At 41.8% G+C, this 16,316-nt stretch carries 16 protein-coding genes and 1 other RNA gene; 7 read left to right on the forward strand and 10 right to left on the reverse strand.

What is annotated here, in order from left to right; translation table 11 throughout:
* The first annotated feature begins 21 nt into the window (after positions 1-21).
* Together HNR50_RS02325 and HNR50_RS02330 are read left to right on the forward strand one after the other, a co-directional pair.
* Positions 22-627 carry a hypothetical protein gene (locus HNR50_RS02325; RefSeq protein WP_184743128.1) on the forward strand — a complete coding sequence of 202 codons (606 nt, stop codon included), beginning with the start codon at positions 22-24 and terminating at the stop codon, positions 625-627.
* Entirely contained in the window at positions 628-2,421 is a 1,794-nt protein-coding gene (locus HNR50_RS02330; protein ID WP_184743131.1) for a B12-binding domain-containing radical SAM protein, read from the forward strand.
* Here HNR50_RS02330 and queA read toward each other — a convergent pair.
* From queA to lepB, 7 genes are all read right to left on the reverse strand, one after another.
* Complete coding sequence (gene queA / locus HNR50_RS02335; protein ID WP_184743134.1) at positions 2,405-3,436, reverse strand: tRNA preQ1(34) S-adenosylmethionine ribosyltransferase-isomerase QueA; 1,032 nt, start codon at positions 3,434-3,436, stop codon at positions 2,405-2,407. The genes HNR50_RS02330 and queA overlap by 17 nt on opposite strands.
* A complete protein-coding gene (gene ruvB, locus HNR50_RS02340; RefSeq protein WP_184743137.1) occupies positions 3,411-4,436 on the reverse strand; it encodes a Holliday junction branch migration DNA helicase RuvB in 1,026 nt (341 codons plus the stop codon). The genes queA and ruvB overlap by 26 nt, the downstream gene beginning before the upstream one ends.
* Before the next feature lie 18 nt (positions 4,437-4,454).
* Positions 4,455-5,051: a Holliday junction branch migration protein RuvA gene (ruvA, locus tag HNR50_RS02345; protein WP_184743140.1), complete on the reverse strand. Its 597-nt coding sequence runs from the start codon at positions 5,049-5,051 to the stop codon at positions 4,455-4,457.
* On the reverse strand, positions 5,044-5,526 hold the full coding sequence (gene ruvC / locus HNR50_RS02350) for a crossover junction endodeoxyribonuclease RuvC (protein WP_184743142.1): 483 nt from the start codon (positions 5,524-5,526) through the stop codon (positions 5,044-5,046). The genes ruvA and ruvC overlap by 8 nt, the downstream gene beginning before the upstream one ends.
* The gene (locus HNR50_RS02355; RefSeq protein WP_184743144.1) at positions 5,526-6,266 is read right to left on the reverse strand and encodes a YebC/PmpR family DNA-binding transcriptional regulator; all 741 of its coding nucleotides are present in this window, start codon (positions 6,264-6,266) and stop codon (positions 5,526-5,528) included. Before HNR50_RS02355 ends, ruvC begins: the two co-directional genes overlap by 1 nt.
* 168 nt (positions 6,267-6,434) lie before the next feature.
* On the reverse strand, positions 6,435-7,598 hold the full coding sequence (gene hemW / locus HNR50_RS02360; RefSeq protein WP_184743147.1) for a radical SAM family heme chaperone HemW: 1,164 nt from the start codon (positions 7,596-7,598) through the stop codon (positions 6,435-6,437).
* A complete protein-coding gene (lepB, locus tag HNR50_RS02365; protein ID WP_184743150.1) occupies positions 7,595-8,341 on the reverse strand; it encodes a signal peptidase I in 747 nt (248 codons plus the stop codon). The genes hemW and lepB overlap by 4 nt, the downstream gene beginning before the upstream one ends.
* Before the next feature lie 136 nt (positions 8,342-8,477).
* Here lepB and smpB point away from each other — a divergent pair, with 136 nt between their 5' ends.
* On the forward strand, positions 8,478-8,951 hold the full coding sequence (gene smpB, locus HNR50_RS02370; protein WP_184743153.1) for an SsrA-binding protein SmpB: 474 nt from the start codon (positions 8,478-8,480) through the stop codon (positions 8,949-8,951).
* A gap of 39 nt (positions 8,952-8,990) precedes the next feature.
* Positions 8,991-9,341, forward strand: a transfer-messenger RNA (tmRNA) gene (gene ssrA / locus HNR50_RS02375).
* A 228-nt stretch (positions 9,342-9,569) separates the two neighbouring features.
* Here the strand turns inward: ssrA and HNR50_RS02380 are convergent.
* The 3 genes from HNR50_RS02380 to HNR50_RS02390 all read right to left on the reverse strand — a co-directional run bounded on the left by HNR50_RS02380 (position 9,570) and on the right by HNR50_RS02390 (position 13,724).
* The gene (locus HNR50_RS02380; protein WP_184743156.1) at positions 9,570-9,920 is read right to left on the reverse strand and encodes a hypothetical protein; all 351 of its coding nucleotides are present in this window, start codon (positions 9,918-9,920) and stop codon (positions 9,570-9,572) included.
* A 214-nt stretch (positions 9,921-10,134) separates the two neighbouring features.
* Positions 10,135-11,952 (reverse strand): ribonuclease catalytic domain-containing protein, encoded by a 1,818-nt coding sequence (locus tag HNR50_RS02385; RefSeq protein ID WP_184743159.1) that lies wholly within the window; start codon positions 11,950-11,952, stop codon positions 10,135-10,137.
* Between the two features lie 47 nt (positions 11,953-11,999).
* Positions 12,000-13,724 carry an aminotransferase class V-fold PLP-dependent enzyme gene (locus HNR50_RS02390; RefSeq protein ID WP_184743162.1) on the reverse strand — a complete coding sequence of 575 codons (1,725 nt, stop codon included), beginning with the start codon at positions 13,722-13,724 and terminating at the stop codon, positions 12,000-12,002.
* 166 nt (positions 13,725-13,890) lie between these two features.
* Here HNR50_RS02390 and HNR50_RS02395 point away from each other — a divergent pair, with 166 nt between their 5' ends.
* The 3 genes from HNR50_RS02395 (at position 13,891) to HNR50_RS22675 (ending at position 16,294) form a co-directional block, all read left to right on the forward strand.
* Positions 13,891-14,727 (forward strand): PilZN3 domain-containing protein, encoded by an 837-nt coding sequence (locus HNR50_RS02395; protein ID WP_184743165.1) that lies wholly within the window; start codon positions 13,891-13,893, stop codon positions 14,725-14,727.
* Positions 14,728-14,864: 137 nt separating this feature from the next.
* Positions 14,865-15,623 (forward strand): hypothetical protein, encoded by a 759-nt coding sequence (locus tag HNR50_RS02400; RefSeq protein WP_184743168.1) that lies wholly within the window; start codon positions 14,865-14,867, stop codon positions 15,621-15,623.
* A gap of 2 nt (positions 15,624-15,625) precedes the next feature.
* Positions 15,626-16,294, forward strand: coding sequence for a PAS domain-containing protein (locus HNR50_RS22675; RefSeq protein ID WP_184743171.1), 669 nt, complete (start codon positions 15,626-15,628; stop codon positions 16,292-16,294).
* The last annotated feature ends 22 nt before the right edge of the window (positions 16,295-16,316 follow it).

Raw genomic sequence — 16,316 nt, forward strand, 5'->3', positions numbered from 1 at the left:
ATTTAAAACGATAATAGTAATGTGAAAAAGTTATTTTTGATCTTTATTGCGGGAATAATTGTCTCAAGCCCCCTTTTTGCATATAAGATTCTCTATGCCGAACAGTTTTACGAACTCTATCATAATCATTTATACCAGTATCCTGATGACAGCGCTGAAAACATATATTATCTGGGTATGGCTTTAAGATCGGATTTCGCCAATCCTCTGAACGCGCTGGCCAAGATAAACAATGAAAAGGAATGGGAAAAATACCGTTACCTTTTTTATATGCATGTCAATCTCAGAATTATTGATTCCTATATTAAAATGGCTACTAAATTCGACAGACAGAAAGCTTATTTCTATAATGCTCCCTGGCAGCAGGCGAATATCGAAAGTCTCAACAAAGCGAAAGAATGTTACGTTTATGCACTCAACTTCTGGGACGATGCTCTGGAATGGTCCAAAAAAGCTTCTTCGCCGAAGTTCTCCTGGATGTTCATAGAAGATATTCAATACTGGGAAGATGAAAACTACAGAATACAGCAAGGCGAACTTGATTACCAGGCCATTCTGACGAGACAGATCGAAAGAGTCGATAAGCTTATTGCCGAATTTGAAGCAATGGACGAAAATACCTACTAGATGAAAAGACACAGAACATTATTAATCTCATGTTTTATAGAGGATTCTCCACAGGCTATGCCTCTGGCGACTTCTATCTTAAAAAGCTATGCCTGTTCAATCGCCGATATCGATATAGAGCTTGTGAACTTTACAATAAACTCCGATCCTGCAAACACAGCTGATATTCTTCTGAACAAAAATCCCGACAGCATTGGATTTTCACTTTACCTCTGGAACAGCGCCTTTTTTGAAAAAGTGGCTGAAATAATAAGGGAAATGAACTCTTCTATAATTCTATATGCCGGTGGTGCGGAAGTCACGGCATCATCGGAAAGACTCCAGAACACAGGATTGTTCGATCATCTTATTCCCGGCGAAGGAGAGATGCCCTTCAAATTGCTGATGGAGTCTCTCATGAAAAACAAAAATACAGAAGCCATTCTGACAAGACAGCATGAAACAGATATCAACTTAATACCTTCCCCCTATTTAAGTGGTACTTTAAATCCATCCGAATATGATGGCCTTCTCTGGGAATTATCAAGAGGCTGTCCTTTCAACTGTTCATTCTGCTGCGAATCCCGGGGGATAAGCGGTGTCAGATATTATGATTCAGATAGAATACGGGATGAATTGCGTCTTTTTGAAGAAAAAGGTGTCGAGCAGATCTGGGTGCTGGATCCGACATTCAATGTAAAAAAAGACCGTGCCTTAACAATTCTCAATATGATTGAGGAAATTGCACCACAGATACACTTCACTTTTGAAGTACGCGCGGAATTACTCGACGAAGAAATTGCTGAAGCCTTTTCCCGGATCCATTGTTCTCTTCAAATCGGTTTACAAAGCAGCAGTGATGATGTTCTGAAAAAGTTAAATAGAACTATAAAAGCGGATGAATTTATTGAAAAAATCGCTCTTTTAAATAAATATGGAGTCGTTTTCGGATTGGATCTGATATATGGACTTCCCGGAGATTCGATATCAGGTTTTAAACAAAGCCTGGACTTTGCTGTGGAACTGATACCGAATCATCTTGATATTTTCCGACTATCTGTATTTCCGGGCACAGAACTGTATGATGAAGCGGATTCACTTGGGCTCATTTTCAATGAAAAACCGCCCTATGAAGTTCTGAGAAGTCGTAGTTTTTCTGAAAATGAGCTTAATTCTGCTGAAAATCTATCCATCGCCACTGATCTATTTTACAACAGCGGCAAAGCTGCTCCATGGCTTATGCCTCTTTTGGATTCTCTGGATAAAAAGCCCAATGAGTTTTTCCAGCTATTTGCTGATTTTATTGCCGGTCTCAAGGTTTCATCTGAAAATATTGCTGAAATCCAAAGTGATTTTCTGATAAAACTTTTAAGTCATGATGAAGACGATGATGTTCTAGCTGTAACGCTGGATCTTTTAAACTTTCATCATCTTTTTAATAATTCCCTGTACGGAAACATAGAATACAGAAATTCGCAAATCTCTGATTTTCCCGACTCTCATATCTTTGTTAAGAATTCTGTTCTCCAATGGGGAGTTTTTTCATACGATGTTACGCTGTATTACGAGTTGGGAATGTTCGATCTGAAGTGGTTTATCGGTGAGTTCGAAAGAGACGTTTCTTATGGATTGGTTTTCAATATCCATGGAGAAATACAGGTTATGGCTGTCGATAAGATTTATTTTCAGTTTCTACAATCAATAGATGGAAAAAGGACCTTTGCAGAAATATTGAAGCTTATAAACACAAAAGCTGATGAATTATCAGAATTCATCAGCTTTCTGGCGGAAAATGAACTTATCGGTTCTCTTTAATGAACATGGCATCTCCGTAGGAGAAAAACCGGTATTTTTTTTCTACAGCTTCTTTATAGGCTCTTTCAATGAATTCTTTTCCGGCAAAGGCCGAAACCAGTACAAGCAGCGTCGATTCGGGCGTATGGAAGTTTGTAAATATCTGATTCACAATCTTGAATTTATATCCCGGGTAAATAAAAAGATCTGTGTACTGTGTGCCCCGTTTCAATTCTCCATTTTGCCAGGCGGATTCTAGAGTTCTGATTGAAGTTGTGCCGACCGCCAGGATCTTCTTCCCTTTCTTTACAGCGGATTCTACCTTCTCCGCCGTCTCATCGGAAACATAAAACTCTTCTTTGTGCATTTCATGATCAAGCAGATTTTCCGTCCGTACCGGTGCAAATGTCCCCAGACCGACATGAAGCGTTACATAGGCGACATCCGCTCCGGTTGCTTTTATTCGATGTATAAGACCTTCCGTAAAATGAAGACTGGCTGTAGGAGCCGCAACCGAACCGGTTATTTCCGAAAAAACAGATTGGTAACGGGAGCTGTCCATCAACTCATCTTCCCTTTTGATATAGGGGGGAAGAGGAATATGTGCAAATTCGTCCAGATAATCATCGTCAATATCCCGATCGAATTCGACAGTTCGGATATTGGTCCCGCCCTCCTCTGTTATTCTTCCATTCAGGCTTCCCGGAAAATTATATTTCTTACCGACTTTCTGCCTTTTCGCTTTTGAGACCATGGCTTTCCAGGCTTTGCCCGATATCTTTTCCAATAGAAAAAACTCAACCTTTCCACCGGTTTCTTCTGAAAAACCGAACAAACGGGCTTTCCGGACTTTTGAATTATTAAAAACGACCAGTGTGTTTTCATCAATCAAATCGGGAAAATCCTGCATATTCTTATGGGAAACAGTTCCCGTCCGGGGATCAAGAACCATTAAATTTGATGTTCCCCTCTCTTCCGGGGGGTACTGTGCTATTAATTCATCGGGCAGATCAAAAGAGAAGTCCCTGATTTTCATTATCACTCCTGTCCAGACCGAGATGGTTATAGGCCAGCGCCGTTGCGACCCGCCCCCGGTTGGTTCTTTTTATAAAACCCTGTTGAATGAGATAGGGTTCGTAGAAATCTTCCAGAGAATCGATACCTTCGCCTACGGAAATGGCAAGTGTCTCCGCTCCCACAGGTCCTCCGGAGTATTTCGTTATTATCGTATTCAGAATTTCACGATCCAGTTTTTCCAGACCGTATTTGTCTATTTCAAGACGTTCGAGACTGCTTTTCACAATAGAAGTCGTGACAGTTCCGTCACCCTGAACCTGTGCAAAATCCCGCATTCTTCTAAGGATACGATTTGCGACTCTCGGTGTTCCGCGGCTGCATCTTGAAAGTTGTGCCGACGCTTCCTTTTTAATTCTTATTTCCATAAGGTCGGCGCTGCGCTCTATAATGCTCTGCAGCTCTTCGGGAGAGTAAAATTCCAGCCTTACAGTTATGCCGAACCGCGTATACAAAGGACTGGAGACACGGCCGGGTTTTGTTGTTGCACCGACAAGCGTAAAAGGGGGAACGGGAATTCTGATAGTTCTGGCCGAAGGTCCCTGTCCAATAATCCAATCCAGTTCATAATCCTCCATAGCGATATAGAGCATTTCTTCTATTGCCGGTTTGAGTCTGTGAATCTCATCGATAAAAAATACTGTTCTGGGACTTATAGTCGTTAACAACCCCGCCAGATCTTTTGGCTTATCAAGTGCGGGAGCAGAGGTGACACGGGATTCAACCCCCAGTTCATTGGCCATGATTCCTGCGAGAGTTGTTTTACCCAGACCGGGAGGTCCGCTAAGGAAAACATGATCAAGGGGTTCCCCTCTTTCCCTGGCCGCCTGAATATATATAGAGAGATTCTCCTTCAGTTTCTCCTGCCCCTGGAAATCTTCCAGAAGCCGAGGTCTGATTATATTCTCTTTTTTTTCTTCGTCTCCGATTAATTCGCCGGAAAGTAAGCTGGACCCGTCCATTTATTCCTCTTTGAGTTATCAGGTACTTAGGATTATTATCGCCTGACGGATAATTTCCTGGTCCTGTTTTTCGCCGCTCAGCTTTTTAACTTCAGTATTTTTTAGAATCTCGGCGACTGCTTTAGTTACTTGTTTCTTTTCGAATCCCATGGATACGAGTGAATGGATAATTTCTTTGTGAGACTGTTCTTCCGCCGAGATGCTTTCCGTTTCCAGCTTCAGCTTTCCTTTCAATTGAAGGATAATTTTCTGTGCTGTTTTAGTTCCGAGACCCGGCAGAGAGCTGAGCGATTTAACATCTTCCGTTTCAAGGAACTCGAAAAATCGACTGACAGAAACACCGGAAAGTATTTTTAAAGCCCCTTTGGGACCGACGCCGCTGACGCTGATGAGATCGAGGAAGAGGGTTCTCTCATCAACTGTCGAAAACCCGAAAAGAGTCATCTGGTCTTCTTTGTGGTGAAGATAAACAAAGGCTTTCGCTTCCTGATCCACTCCCGGAAAGCCGGAGAGAGAAACCGTTGTGGTCTTGATATCCCACTCTATTCCATAGTTCTCCAATCTGATGTAATCAAGTCCTTTGGCTGTAACGATACCTTTTATACTGTTAAACATGTAATACCCTCATATGGACATGGCATATTGCAGCTGCCAGTGCATCGGCAGCATGATCAGGTTTAGGGATTTTATCCAGTCCGAGGATAAGCTTAACCATCTGCTGAACTTGATTTTTATCAGCTCTCCCGTTGCCGACAACAGCCTGCTTGATCTGAAGCGGCGTGTACTCAGAAAGCATGAGTCCGTTCTGAACCATACACAAAGATAATACACCCCTCGCTTCTGCTACTGGAAGAGCTGTTTTCACATTTTTTGCAAAATAGAGAGTTTCCATTCCTGCCTCAACAGGCTTAAACTTTTCAATTATTATCGATAATTGATCAAATATTTCCTTTAGGCGGACCGGTGCGGGAATTTTGGAATCAGTGGATATGGAACCGTGGGCGACATAGGTCAACCGGTTTCCATCAACATCGATGACCCCCCAGCCGGCGTTGGCCAGACCGGGGTCAATACCGAGTACTCTTGACATTACTCCATATCAAAATCATCGGGGATATTGAGATTTGAAGCAACGGACTGTACATCATCATCGTCTTCAATTTTATCAATAAGCGCGAGAACCTTAGCCGTTTTCTCATGATCAAGTTCTACGGTTGTATCGGGAACCATTGAAAGTTCGGCTTCAAGCTGATTGAAACCGCTTTCCTGAAGAGCTTCGAGCACGGTCTCAAAATCTGAAGGTTCAGTTTTCACTTCGATGATTCCACCGTCTTCCGCAACATCTTCAGCTCCGGCCTCAAGCGCCGCTTCAAAAAGTTTTTCAAAATCGACTTCATCGCTACTGTAAGTAATAACGCCTTTTCTGTTGAACTGATATGATACAGCTCCCTGCGCTGCAAGCTGGCCACCACCTTTGGTCAGTATGCTTTTAACATTGGCTGCAGTCCTGTTCTTATTATCAGTCAGAGTTTCGATTATGAGACCGACGCCACCGGGAGCATAAGCTTCGTACTGAAGTTCAACATAATCAACGCCGTCAAGGTCGCCTGTTCCCTTCTTGATGGCTTTTTCCATGTTGTCTTTAGGCATGTTGGCGGCTTTCGCTTTAAGGATAACCGTTCTGAGTCTGGGATTCATATCCGGATCCCCGCCACCTATTCTTGCAGCGACGGTTAACTCCTTAACGATTTTTGTAAACATTTTCCCTCTCTTCGCATCGAGGGCACCTTTTTTGTGTTTGATAGTATGCCACTTGCTATGGCCGGACATATATGCTCCTTTCTTGACATCACCGGCTTCCCATACAGAAAATCGACCGGATTAATACAAATTGATTTTATCTTTAAATAGTGCTATTAAACCTATCATATCGAAAATTGCACTGTCAATATGAACAGGAACAGGCAATACTACCGAATACGATAACCGTTTTTAATTCTAAGGCCAGCTGACTGGAAAATCAAAACCCGCTTTATCGATTTCTTCTCTTATTTTCAACAGTACGGGATTCATAAACAGCCTCATATCATCGCTAAGGGAAATACAATCATCATGGAATCTGAATGATCCCGGAGGAAGAGATCTTATTGTATCTTTTATGATCTCTTCCGGAGTAATGGAAAACCTTTTTATGAATTCTGTTTTATCAATGCCTTTCGCGGTTCTCAGTCCCATCATGAAATTTTCAAACAAAAACTCGCCGGGAGATATTTCCTCAACAGAAGCATTCCAGTCCGAAGACTCCCCTTCAAGCCAGAGTTTCAGATCAGGCGGATTACTGTATCGCTGTATGGATCCATTTCTGAACATAGCCACAGCTCCCGGACCGCAACCGAGGTACTCATTCATTTTCCAGTATTGAAGATTATGAAGACTCTCGGAATCCGTTTTGGCAAAATTGGACACTTCGTAATGATTGAAGCCCTTATCGATCAAGTACTCACGACTCAAACTCCACTGGTTTTCTTCTTCTTCACTATCGGGAAGCAGCGGGTTATTTGAAATAGGAGAGTTTTCTTCAATAATCAGAGAATAACAGGATATATGATCCGCACCGGATTGGACCGCTTTTTCCATATCGGATATCTGACCGATCGCACTCTGGCCGGGAAGACCGGTAATAATATCGATGTTTAACCTGCCGGACCATTCACGCCTGAGAATATCAAGGGCTGTATCGATGCTTTCAACCGTAGTTCTTCTACCGGACTCTTGGAGAACGATTTCATTGAAACTCTGTATGCCAAGACTCAGCCGGTCTACCGGACTGTCCTTAAGCAGAGCTATTAACTCTTCCGTAACATCTTCAGGATTGCACTCCATAGTGAATTCTTCTGTTCCGTTATTTGTCTTTGTCCTTAAAAAATCCAGAAGCCGTCTCAAGGCTGAATGGGACAGACCTGATGGAGTCCCGCCGCCTATATAAACTGTTTTTAATGATCGGGAACCGGTCAGTTTCATCTGATGGATAATCTGGCTGATTAATTGATCAGTAAAATCATTTTCCGTCTTTTCATCCTTGAGAGGAATAGAGTAAAAGTTGCAATAACTGCATTTGCTCCGGCAGAAAGGAATGTGCAGATAAAGAGGAATGGATTTCATTTGTACAGCGTAAATTGATTTAACGGCCAGTATTTCATCAAAATCAAACCTTCTATCCGTTCTCTTGATAAAACGCCCCAATCAGTAGAGTCGCTCGACATCATTCTGTTATCACCGAGTACAAAGTATTGATCATCTTCAAGAGTCAGCGCATCTATATTCCCTGAAAAAGGCATATCATCAGTCCAGAACTCAGGGAGATTGTTAATCTGGATATCATAATCTTTATCAATGACTTCAAATTCACTGAGAAAATAAATCGATCCCTCGGGTTTGATAGATACCTTATAGTCGCTCATTCTTATCGTATCTCCGGGAATTCCAACGATTCTTTTAATGAGATACCCCTGATTCCATGATTCAGAGCTTATTGAATTTAAATTAACCTTCCCGAAAGTAAAGAATTTAACAACTCCGTTTAAAACTGCAAAAGCTCCTTTTCTTCTTTCCATATAAGGAGGCGTCAGTACAATCAAATCTCCCCGTTCGGGAGTTCGTACTTGCGGCAGCTGCAAACCTAACATATTTATTTTGAAACCGTAAACGAAGGGAGAATAGATCATAACGCTGCCCCTGCTGACTTCCGGTTCCATGGAAATGGAGGTCATTTTTATTGTGGCGGCAAAAAGGGAAAAGACAATTTGAAAAAAAAGGAGAAGAATGAGTACTTTTAAAATGGTTTTACGGCGTCGGGCAACTGTCTCTTTCCTGTCATGATAGGAACGCTTAAATCTCACTGCCATTATCAATCTGCTCCTGTAGTATGAGATGCCCCGATCCTGTGAGGATAGCATAGTCCCCTTTGCGTTGACAAGAGGTTTTTCTCTCCCTATAATCGTCACAAGTCGACAGAATCAGGTTCGATTTAAGGACAAAGAAATGGGACAGAAAAAGAAAAAGACACCATCCAATGTGCTGGGAACCAATAGAAAAGCAAGATTTAATTATTTTGTAGAAGACACTCTTGAATGCGGGATCGCTTTACAGGGCACGGAAGTCAAGTCTTTGAAAGAATCAAAATTCTCTTTTACAGACAGTTTCGTTGAAATAATACGGGGTGAAATGTTTCTCAACAAGCTTCACATTACACCTTATGATTTCGGCAACATACACAACCATACTCCCGACCGTTCAAGAAAGCTTCTTGCGCATAAGAAAGAAATCGAAAAACTTGAAAAAAAGGTGAATGAGAAAGGTTTTACTTTAATACCTCTTAAATTCTATCTGAAAAATGGAAGAGTTAAAGTTGAAGTCGGCTTATGCCGCGGTAAAAAGCTTTACGATAAAAGGGAAACAATAAAAAAGAAAGATCAGAATCGCGATGCCGAAAGGAATTTCCGTAACGACTATTGACTTCGTTCATTTTTGGATATACTTTATATCTGCACTGCAGGGGGTGCCCCGGTTTCGACTGAAGGATTGTCGGGGGATAGGCTGCAAGTAGAGCGTTAACTCTTTAAACTGGCAAAAACTATAAATGCTGAAGAAAACGAATCTTTTGCAATGGCTGCTTAGTTAGCCGACGGATCCGGAACCTGCTGTTCCTAAGGAACTGGAATCCGACAACAATAGGAACTTACTGGTGCTATAGTCCGGGATAGTATCAGGACATTTTTCCGGTCTCAGGGTAATGAGGTCTGTGGCTTCACCTAACGTTATCCGAAATAATATGAAGCGACTAAACTTGTAGAGGTTTATTTCACGCCCTTTAGGACGCGGGTTCGATTCCCGCCACCTCCAAAAGATAAGGACATTGCAGTTTGCTGTGATGTCCTTTTTAAATTTGACGCGGGAATCGATCGGTAGTGAGCGCCGAGCAAGGGCGAGGATTAAAGCGAACGGACGCGGCCTGGAGGGAGCCGGAACGTTTCCGGCGGAAGGAAGGGATTCCCGCCACCTCCAAACGATAAGGACATTGCAGTTTGCTGTAATGTCCTTTTTTATTTCAATAAGCTGTCATAATTCAAAGATCTAATCAGAGATAATATTCTGTTCAGATAGTTCAGACTGGTCAAAGGGACAGACTTCCAGTTCTTCATCATAAAAAACGGCGCCGCAGAACGTACATTCACGGTATGTTCCTTCGTGAATAAACTCAATGGATTGAATGAGATTGTAGTTCATGTAAATCTCTCCGTAAACGCCGAAATCACGATCGATGCCGCCGATATACCCGTTTGTATTTACCAGAACATTAAAAACTTCACCACTGGTGAGAGTCATGCCCGCAGCGGTAAAGCCTTCAATGGGTTTGTCATATTCTTCGAGAAATTCAATTTTCTTAATTTTCTTGAAATCAAGTTGATACGTAGCCGTACCCATCTCTGATCCTCTTCTGATCCAGAAGAAATATTTCGGTTGTCGGTTCAAATCAAAATATTTCATATGCGAGAATTGAAATTCGATATCTTCATTATCAAGAATTTTGACAGAGAAAAAAGGCTCATAGTCAAGATTTTGCCCGTAAAGGGTCGACAAAAGACAAAAGAATGCGACAGGCAGAAGGTGTTTTATTCTCATAGAACCCATCATAACATCAATTCTCAACAATTTCCTTAAATATTACTTCCTGATTCGCCAGGTCAATCAGGTCCGGAGTGATTTCAATTGTGCCATTAAGTGGAAGATCCTTTTTCACAGGCATAAGAACTTCCATAGCCAGATCCGGAATCAGAAAAACAGCCTGCTTCTCTTTCTTCCCGACATAAACCGCTGAACCTTTCCATTCGGGATTCTGAAGTAGATATACCAGTTTCCAGTGAAGATTGGACTTTCTCTCCGCAGAAACAACAGTACCGGAAACAGATTCAAAAAGAGCCACTCTTTCGATTACCTGATCTTCATTCAGAATCGGCTTACCGGTTATATGGTTTCTGAGCTGCTGAAGTACAATCAGATCGGGATATCGTCTCAGGGGGCTCGTTGCCCTGGCATAGAAATCGAGACCGAGACCTCCGTGCCCTTCGGGAACCGTTGACATCCGGCTCCTTTTCATAAACTTCCTTGAAGCGAATTGAGATGCCGGATCAGGTTCAGGCTTCTTATCGAAGTCGGGTTTCGGCTGGGTCGCAAAGGGAACGGGGATTTCATTTCTGATTGCGAATAGCGCCGCTGCGTTTCCGGCCATCAGCATGGCATCGGTAACCATTTTACGACTTTCCAATTCGGGGATTGGGCGAATTTCAACTCGATTATTTTCATCTGCGCGGATCTTGGCTTCCGGAAGGCTCAATTCAACGGCTCCATTTGAAATCCGTTTTTCCCTATAACGACTTGTTACTTCGTAAATATCCTTAAGCGGCCCTTTGTCGAGCATCTTATCAGCCTGGCTGTATGTAAGTCTTGTAACTTTAACATTGGAAAGGACAAGAGTGATATCATCGACATTCATTTCCGGATCGAATGTCAATCCGAAAGAGAATGCAGGTGAGATTTCATGCAAACCCAATCCCAGTTTTTCAGTAGCTTCCGGAGGCAGCATGGAAACGGTTGTTTCGGGAATATAGAGATTAGCCCCCCTTCGCGAAGCCTCAAGATCCGCATCACTGTCCGGGGGAGCCAATAATGCGGCATCGGCAATATGTATCCATATTCTATCTCCGTCAATGCTGATGGCATCATCGGGATCTGTATTTCCTTCATCATCAATAGCGAAGGATTCGAGATGGGTCAGGTCGACCCTCTCGTCATCTTCGAAAAAGCTCAACTCCGCCGATGAGCTTTTCAGCGATAGTTCATAGCGGTTCGGCCAGGGGTTGATACTGTAATCCCAGATTCCGAGTTCCAACAGTGTTTTATGGGCGTTTTCCGGAGTTTTTGCCCGGCCCAGCTCTGTTAAGATCCGGGAGTTCCTGCTTTTTTTATAGGCCATGTTTTCAAGATCAATAAAAAACGTTTTATCTTCGGGGAGAGTCGTCCTGCTTTTCAATCTCTCCATAAAGGCCTGCCATTGTGCCTGTTCCTCTTCTTTCGCTTTCTTTGCGAGAGACGCCTGTTCCACTTCCTCGGGAGTGCAGACAATTATTTCCTCAACAGTTCCTTTGAAGTAGATTGTCCGATTAAGCAGCAGATAAGCCTGCCATGCCGTTGATGGAGTGTATTGACCGAATATAAGGGAAGACAGCTCCTCCAGATCGGGTTTCTCTCCGATCAGCAATTCCCAGCCTTCCTCTATCTGGCCCTCTGTTTCCTTAAGCTCCTCAAAATTGCCTGTCGGTCCTTTATGGAGAAGCTGGATATCTTTTTCTCTGACTTTTTTTGTTTTGCCGCCCTTCAGGACGATATCGATTTTATCCGCCACTGCTGTAACAATGGCGGGATTATGCTTGTATAAAACTAAATTCCCTTTTTCCATAAGATATCAATCTTAATGAAAAAAGGGGAAACAGTACAGTGCGTAAGTTATTCCCGCACCTTTAAGGACTGGAAGAAGATCACATCTTCGACTTCTTTGTCAAAACTGTGGTAAACTGGTTCCTTTTCCGATTCGGCAAGTATTCTGTCGGCATCGGCTAAAGCTTCTTCAAACAGGAGATTCAGAGAAGGTGATGAACGCTTCCAGGGCGGTTGGGAATCGAGAACCAGATCAAAGTCCAGAGTGATTCTGTCATCGATGGCATCTTTATACTGCCATTCTCCTGATTTGATATCGAACTCATATAAGGGTATGAACCTGTAGGCGTTCTCGATCAGATAATCCAGAGCATTGCATATGTAATCAAACTCATCGGCAGAAAAACTATAGTGCAGATTGAGCCTGACCCACCCCGGCTTCATACCATTCAGCCCCCGGTCTTCGACAAGATGAACGAATCTGTTGGAAAGAACCTTGTCTATGCTTAACAGCCTGTGTCCGTAAGGTCCTGCACATGAGCACCCGGCTCTGGTTTGTATTCCGAAGAAGTCATTCATCACTCTTGTAAATAATCGGGGATGAATAAAACGATCACCATGTTTCACATTGAATGCGATAATATTGACTTTTTTATCAGGGTCCGTCGATCCGTAAAATTCAATACGATCATCATTGCCGAATCGTTCTACAAACTGAGAAAAGAGATAATGTTCTATCTTCTCTATCGTCTTTATACCGATCTTCTCTTTAAGCTGAAATACGAGGGATGTTTTGATCGCCTGCAGGATTCCGGGAGTGCCCGGCTTTTCTCTCGTTTCGATGTCATCGGAGAATTTCTGAGTGTCATAAGTTACAAAATCAACCGTACCTCCGGCGGCGACTGAGGGAGGCAGAGTCTTGTTGTAAATCTTCTCATTGAAAACAAGAAGTCCCGAAGCCCCGGGTCCTCCCAGAAATTTATGGGGAGACAGGAAAATCGCATCAAAATAGGCTTCTTCGTCTCGGTTCATATCAATTTCCACATAGGGCGCGCAGGCTGCGAAATCAAAGCAGGCGATGGCACCGTTGCGGTGAAGAATACGCGCCACTTCATAAATAGGCGTTTTTATGCCCGAAACGTTTGACGCTGCTGAAAAGGAACCAATTTTTTCTCTATTGTTATATTTCGGGTCTGAAACCATAGTCTGGAGGGCATCTAGATCCAGTTCTCCGCTGTTATTGAGGGGAACTTCTATAACCTCACAAAGACTTTGACGCCACATAATCTCATTTGAATGGTGTTCATAAGGTCCGACGAAAACTATGGGTTTGTTATTCTCCATCTGTTTCCGCAAAGAGGTGCGGCACGGCGATTTCACTTCTTCCACCAAAGAGCAGGAGTCGATCATACCTTCAAGACGATGTTTTGTAGCCGGCGGCCAGAAAACTCCGAGGATTTGCTGAAGACGCATGATCGCACCGGTCGCTCCGGTACCTGCAAATATGATTTTCCCGGTCTTTCCGGCATTAACGATTTTTTTAATCCGCTCTTCCGCTTCATGGAGCAGATTTGTCATAGTCTTACCGGTAAAATCGTCATCTGTATGGGAATTGGCATAGTAGCGCATTAAGTCCTGTAGATAGTTTTCTATGAAATATAGTCCCCGTCCGCTGGCGGTATAATCAGCGTATACAAGAGGTCTTTCGCCAACCGGGGTTTTAAACATATCGTTCCGACCGATTATTTCATGACGAAGCCATTCCTGTTCAATCATCTCTTTTATAGGTTCCATTTTTACATACTCCTATTCAGTTTATTGATAATAACTCTTCATTTTCTATACATCAACCTAAAACTTGATCATTTTTCCCATGTAGTAAAATTAAAAAAAATGATACAGTACTACATAGATTTATAATACAATTATGATATTCGATAAGTAAAAATTAGAGGTTTCCTTGGACAAATACGTCATAGATCAGAATTTTGAGAAATTTAAAGCCCGAAAGATTCATCTCGATAACTATACAATTAAAAAACTGGGAATTGTCGGAAATCAGACAGTGTTGAAAATTAATGATTTTCATCTGTATTGCATACCCTATGATCTGGGCTTGCGGGACTGTAAAGTCCTGATGATACTGGATGCAAAGGAGATTGAGTTTTTTAAACGATCCTTTGATAAGATTCATTCCATTCACTTCGTGTTTGATAATCCTATATATAAAAAACCCATATCGCTCTTCAACCGTTGTAAGATAACAAACCTCAATGTGATGAATCCGGAAACCCGCCACTGCTTGGTATCTCTGGAATATACCGTGATACCTAATGATTACAAAGAAATTCTCATCAATTTTCATAAGCGCTATGAAGCTCTGGAATTCCTTTATAAAAATGACCAGTTTCGCGGAAAAACGATAAACAGACAGATGCTTAAGCTGGGCCGTGTAGACGATTCCGTACATCTGAGAACAGAGAATGGCACCGAGCCGCTAAAAATGCTCATAATCAATTCTTCCATGTCAATCCTCAGGATTATTGGAGATGATTATGAAGAAAATTATGCGATAAATACGAGGGTTCAGATAGAACTGTTCAGTAAAGATAATTCTTTTTTTGTATCGGGGACCGTTGTGATCAGAAAGGAATCAGAGGAAATTCCAGGGTATTGGATACTGGATATCAAGCTCGAGTTTTCAAGTTTCTTAACAGATATAATTTATTTGGTTCTTAAAAAGACATCGTCCCAGGAAGCTAAGAAAGATGTAAAAGAAGAACAGACTGAATCATAAAGACACAATCATGCAGAATAATACTCATTACCCTGTTTCTCATTTCTATTGGTTGCCGGTTTTTTATCCTAACTCTCCAAGGCATTTAGCCTTTCAGTTTTGTTGACTTCCCATCATTGAAACAGCTATTATAAATCATGCTTCACAATAATAATTTAAAGACTTTTTTTCTGTTTCCTCAGAAACTTATTTTCGAAGAAATTGCCGAAGTTCTTGTAAGCGAACAGAATGAAGCGTTTGTTTTGAACAATCATGTAGAGTTTAGAGACGCACTTAAAATTTTTAATGAAAATTCCATAGCTTTTATAAATATAGACTCGGTTCTAACTGAATCGCAATGGATAGAATACATCAGAGACATCCGAAACGATTCTCATTTTTCACGCATACGCATCGGGATTCTCAGCTTTAATAATGATCAGAGATTGATCGATGTCTATCTGAACGAACTGAAGATTGATTGCGGCTATCACCTCTTATCAAGAAGAACAAAGAAATATGAAGAGGATATTCGCCGCATTGTCGGAAATTATAGAGATAAGTTCGGGAATAAAATCTTGAGGCTCGATTTTGATCAAACGGACCCTGTAAACTATGAGATAAAAATCCGGGGGCAAATACTTACAGGAAGAATTGACGCTCTCAGCTCTGCCGCAATGAGTCTGACACTCACCCATGAAAAACTTCTTTCTCCCGCTTTAGAATTGAATGAGATAACCCTGATCTACAGAGATCTGAATTGCAGGCTGATAGGTACGGTCATAGGAAATTCAAAATTAAACAAAAAACAGTTTATTATAAAATTTCAGAAGCTTTTTGAGGATTTCCATCAGAAAACCCTGTTTAATATTATATTCACTGTTCTGAACAACCGTCTGAAGGAGTTGGTGAGATAAAAGTGAATTATACATTTACAGAAGAAGACAGATCCATCTTAAAGGGCGTAAAATCAGTTATGAAGGGTATTGCCTTCATTTACGGAAATAACTGTGAAGTTGTTCTCCATTCCATGGAGAGCGCAGACCGGCCCATCATTGCCATTGAAAACAATCATGTCAGCGGCAGAGATGTCGGAGAACCCATGAGCGATTTTGTTTTCAAGTTACTTGAAGATATGTCCAAAGCGGACGAACCGTTTATTAATTTCTTTAAAAACACAACCTTGAGCAAAAATGAGCTGAAATCCAGTACCACATTAATCAGAAACAGTCAGAATATCATAATCGGGGCTCTTTGTATAAATATGGACTTATCCATTCCTGTACAGGAATTTTTTAAAGATTTTCTCCAGGCTGATTCGGACAAATATACGGGGACGAAAACGGCGGCATACACCCAGTCAACGAGAGAACTGATAGATTCTTCCATAACTATGGCTCTGGAAGAAGTGAATAACCAGAGAGGTTTATCTTCAACAGAGAGGAATAAAGCTGTCGTCTATGAATTGTACAAAAAGGGAATTTTCAGTGTAAAAAAAGGTGTTGAGATTACAGCTGAAGAGCTGGGGATTTCCCGTTTTACCGTTTACAACTATCTGAAAGCCATTAAGGATTCGGGAAAAAAATGACGTCCTTCAGGGAGTTGCTTTT

It is taken from the genome of Spirochaeta isovalerica, from assembly GCF_014207565.1.
GTDB classification, from domain to species: domain Bacteria; phylum Spirochaetota; class Spirochaetia; order DSM-2461; family DSM-2461; genus Spirochaeta_F; species Spirochaeta_F isovalerica.

What these genes read in the sequence shown, in the direction of transcription:
- HNR50_RS02330 (WP_184743131.1), top strand. Translation starts at nt 628, where the DNA reads ATGAAAAGACACAGAACATTATTAATCTCATGTTTTATAGAGGATTCT.
- HNR50_RS02380 (WP_184743156.1), bottom strand. Translation starts at nt 9,920, where the DNA reads ATGGGTACGGCTACGTATCAACTTGATTTCAAGAAAATTAAGAAAATT.
- HNR50_RS02390 (WP_184743162.1), bottom strand. Translation starts at nt 13,724, where the DNA reads ATGGAACCTATAAAAGAGATGATTGAACAGGAATGGCTTCGTCATGAA.
- HNR50_RS02385 (WP_184743159.1), bottom strand. Translation starts at nt 11,952, where the DNA reads ATGGAAAAAGGGAATTTAGTTTTATACAAGCATAATCCCGCCATTGTT.
- ruvB (WP_184743137.1), bottom strand. Translation starts at nt 4,436, where the DNA reads ATGGACGGGTCCAGCTTACTTTCCGGCGAATTAATCGGAGACGAAGAA.
- smpB (WP_184743153.1), top strand. Translation starts at nt 8,478, where the DNA reads ATGGGACAGAAAAAGAAAAAGACACCATCCAATGTGCTGGGAACCAAT.
- hemW (WP_184743147.1), bottom strand. Translation starts at nt 7,598, where the DNA reads ATGAAATCCATTCCTCTTTATCTGCACATTCCTTTCTGCCGGAGCAAA.
- HNR50_RS02400 (WP_184743168.1), top strand. Translation starts at nt 14,865, where the DNA reads ATGCTTCACAATAATAATTTAAAGACTTTTTTTCTGTTTCCTCAGAAA.
- queA (WP_184743134.1), bottom strand. Translation starts at nt 3,436, where the DNA reads ATGAAAATCAGGGACTTCTCTTTTGATCTGCCCGATGAATTAATAGCA.
- ruvA (WP_184743140.1), bottom strand. Translation starts at nt 5,051, where the DNA reads ATGTTTAACAGTATAAAAGGTATCGTTACAGCCAAAGGACTTGATTAC.
- lepB (WP_184743150.1), bottom strand. Translation starts at nt 8,341, where the DNA reads ATGGCAGTGAGATTTAAGCGTTCCTATCATGACAGGAAAGAGACAGTT.
- HNR50_RS02355 (WP_184743144.1), bottom strand. Translation starts at nt 6,266, where the DNA reads ATGTCCGGCCATAGCAAGTGGCATACTATCAAACACAAAAAAGGTGCC.
- ruvC (WP_184743142.1), bottom strand. Translation starts at nt 5,526, where the DNA reads ATGTCAAGAGTACTCGGTATTGACCCCGGTCTGGCCAACGCCGGCTGG.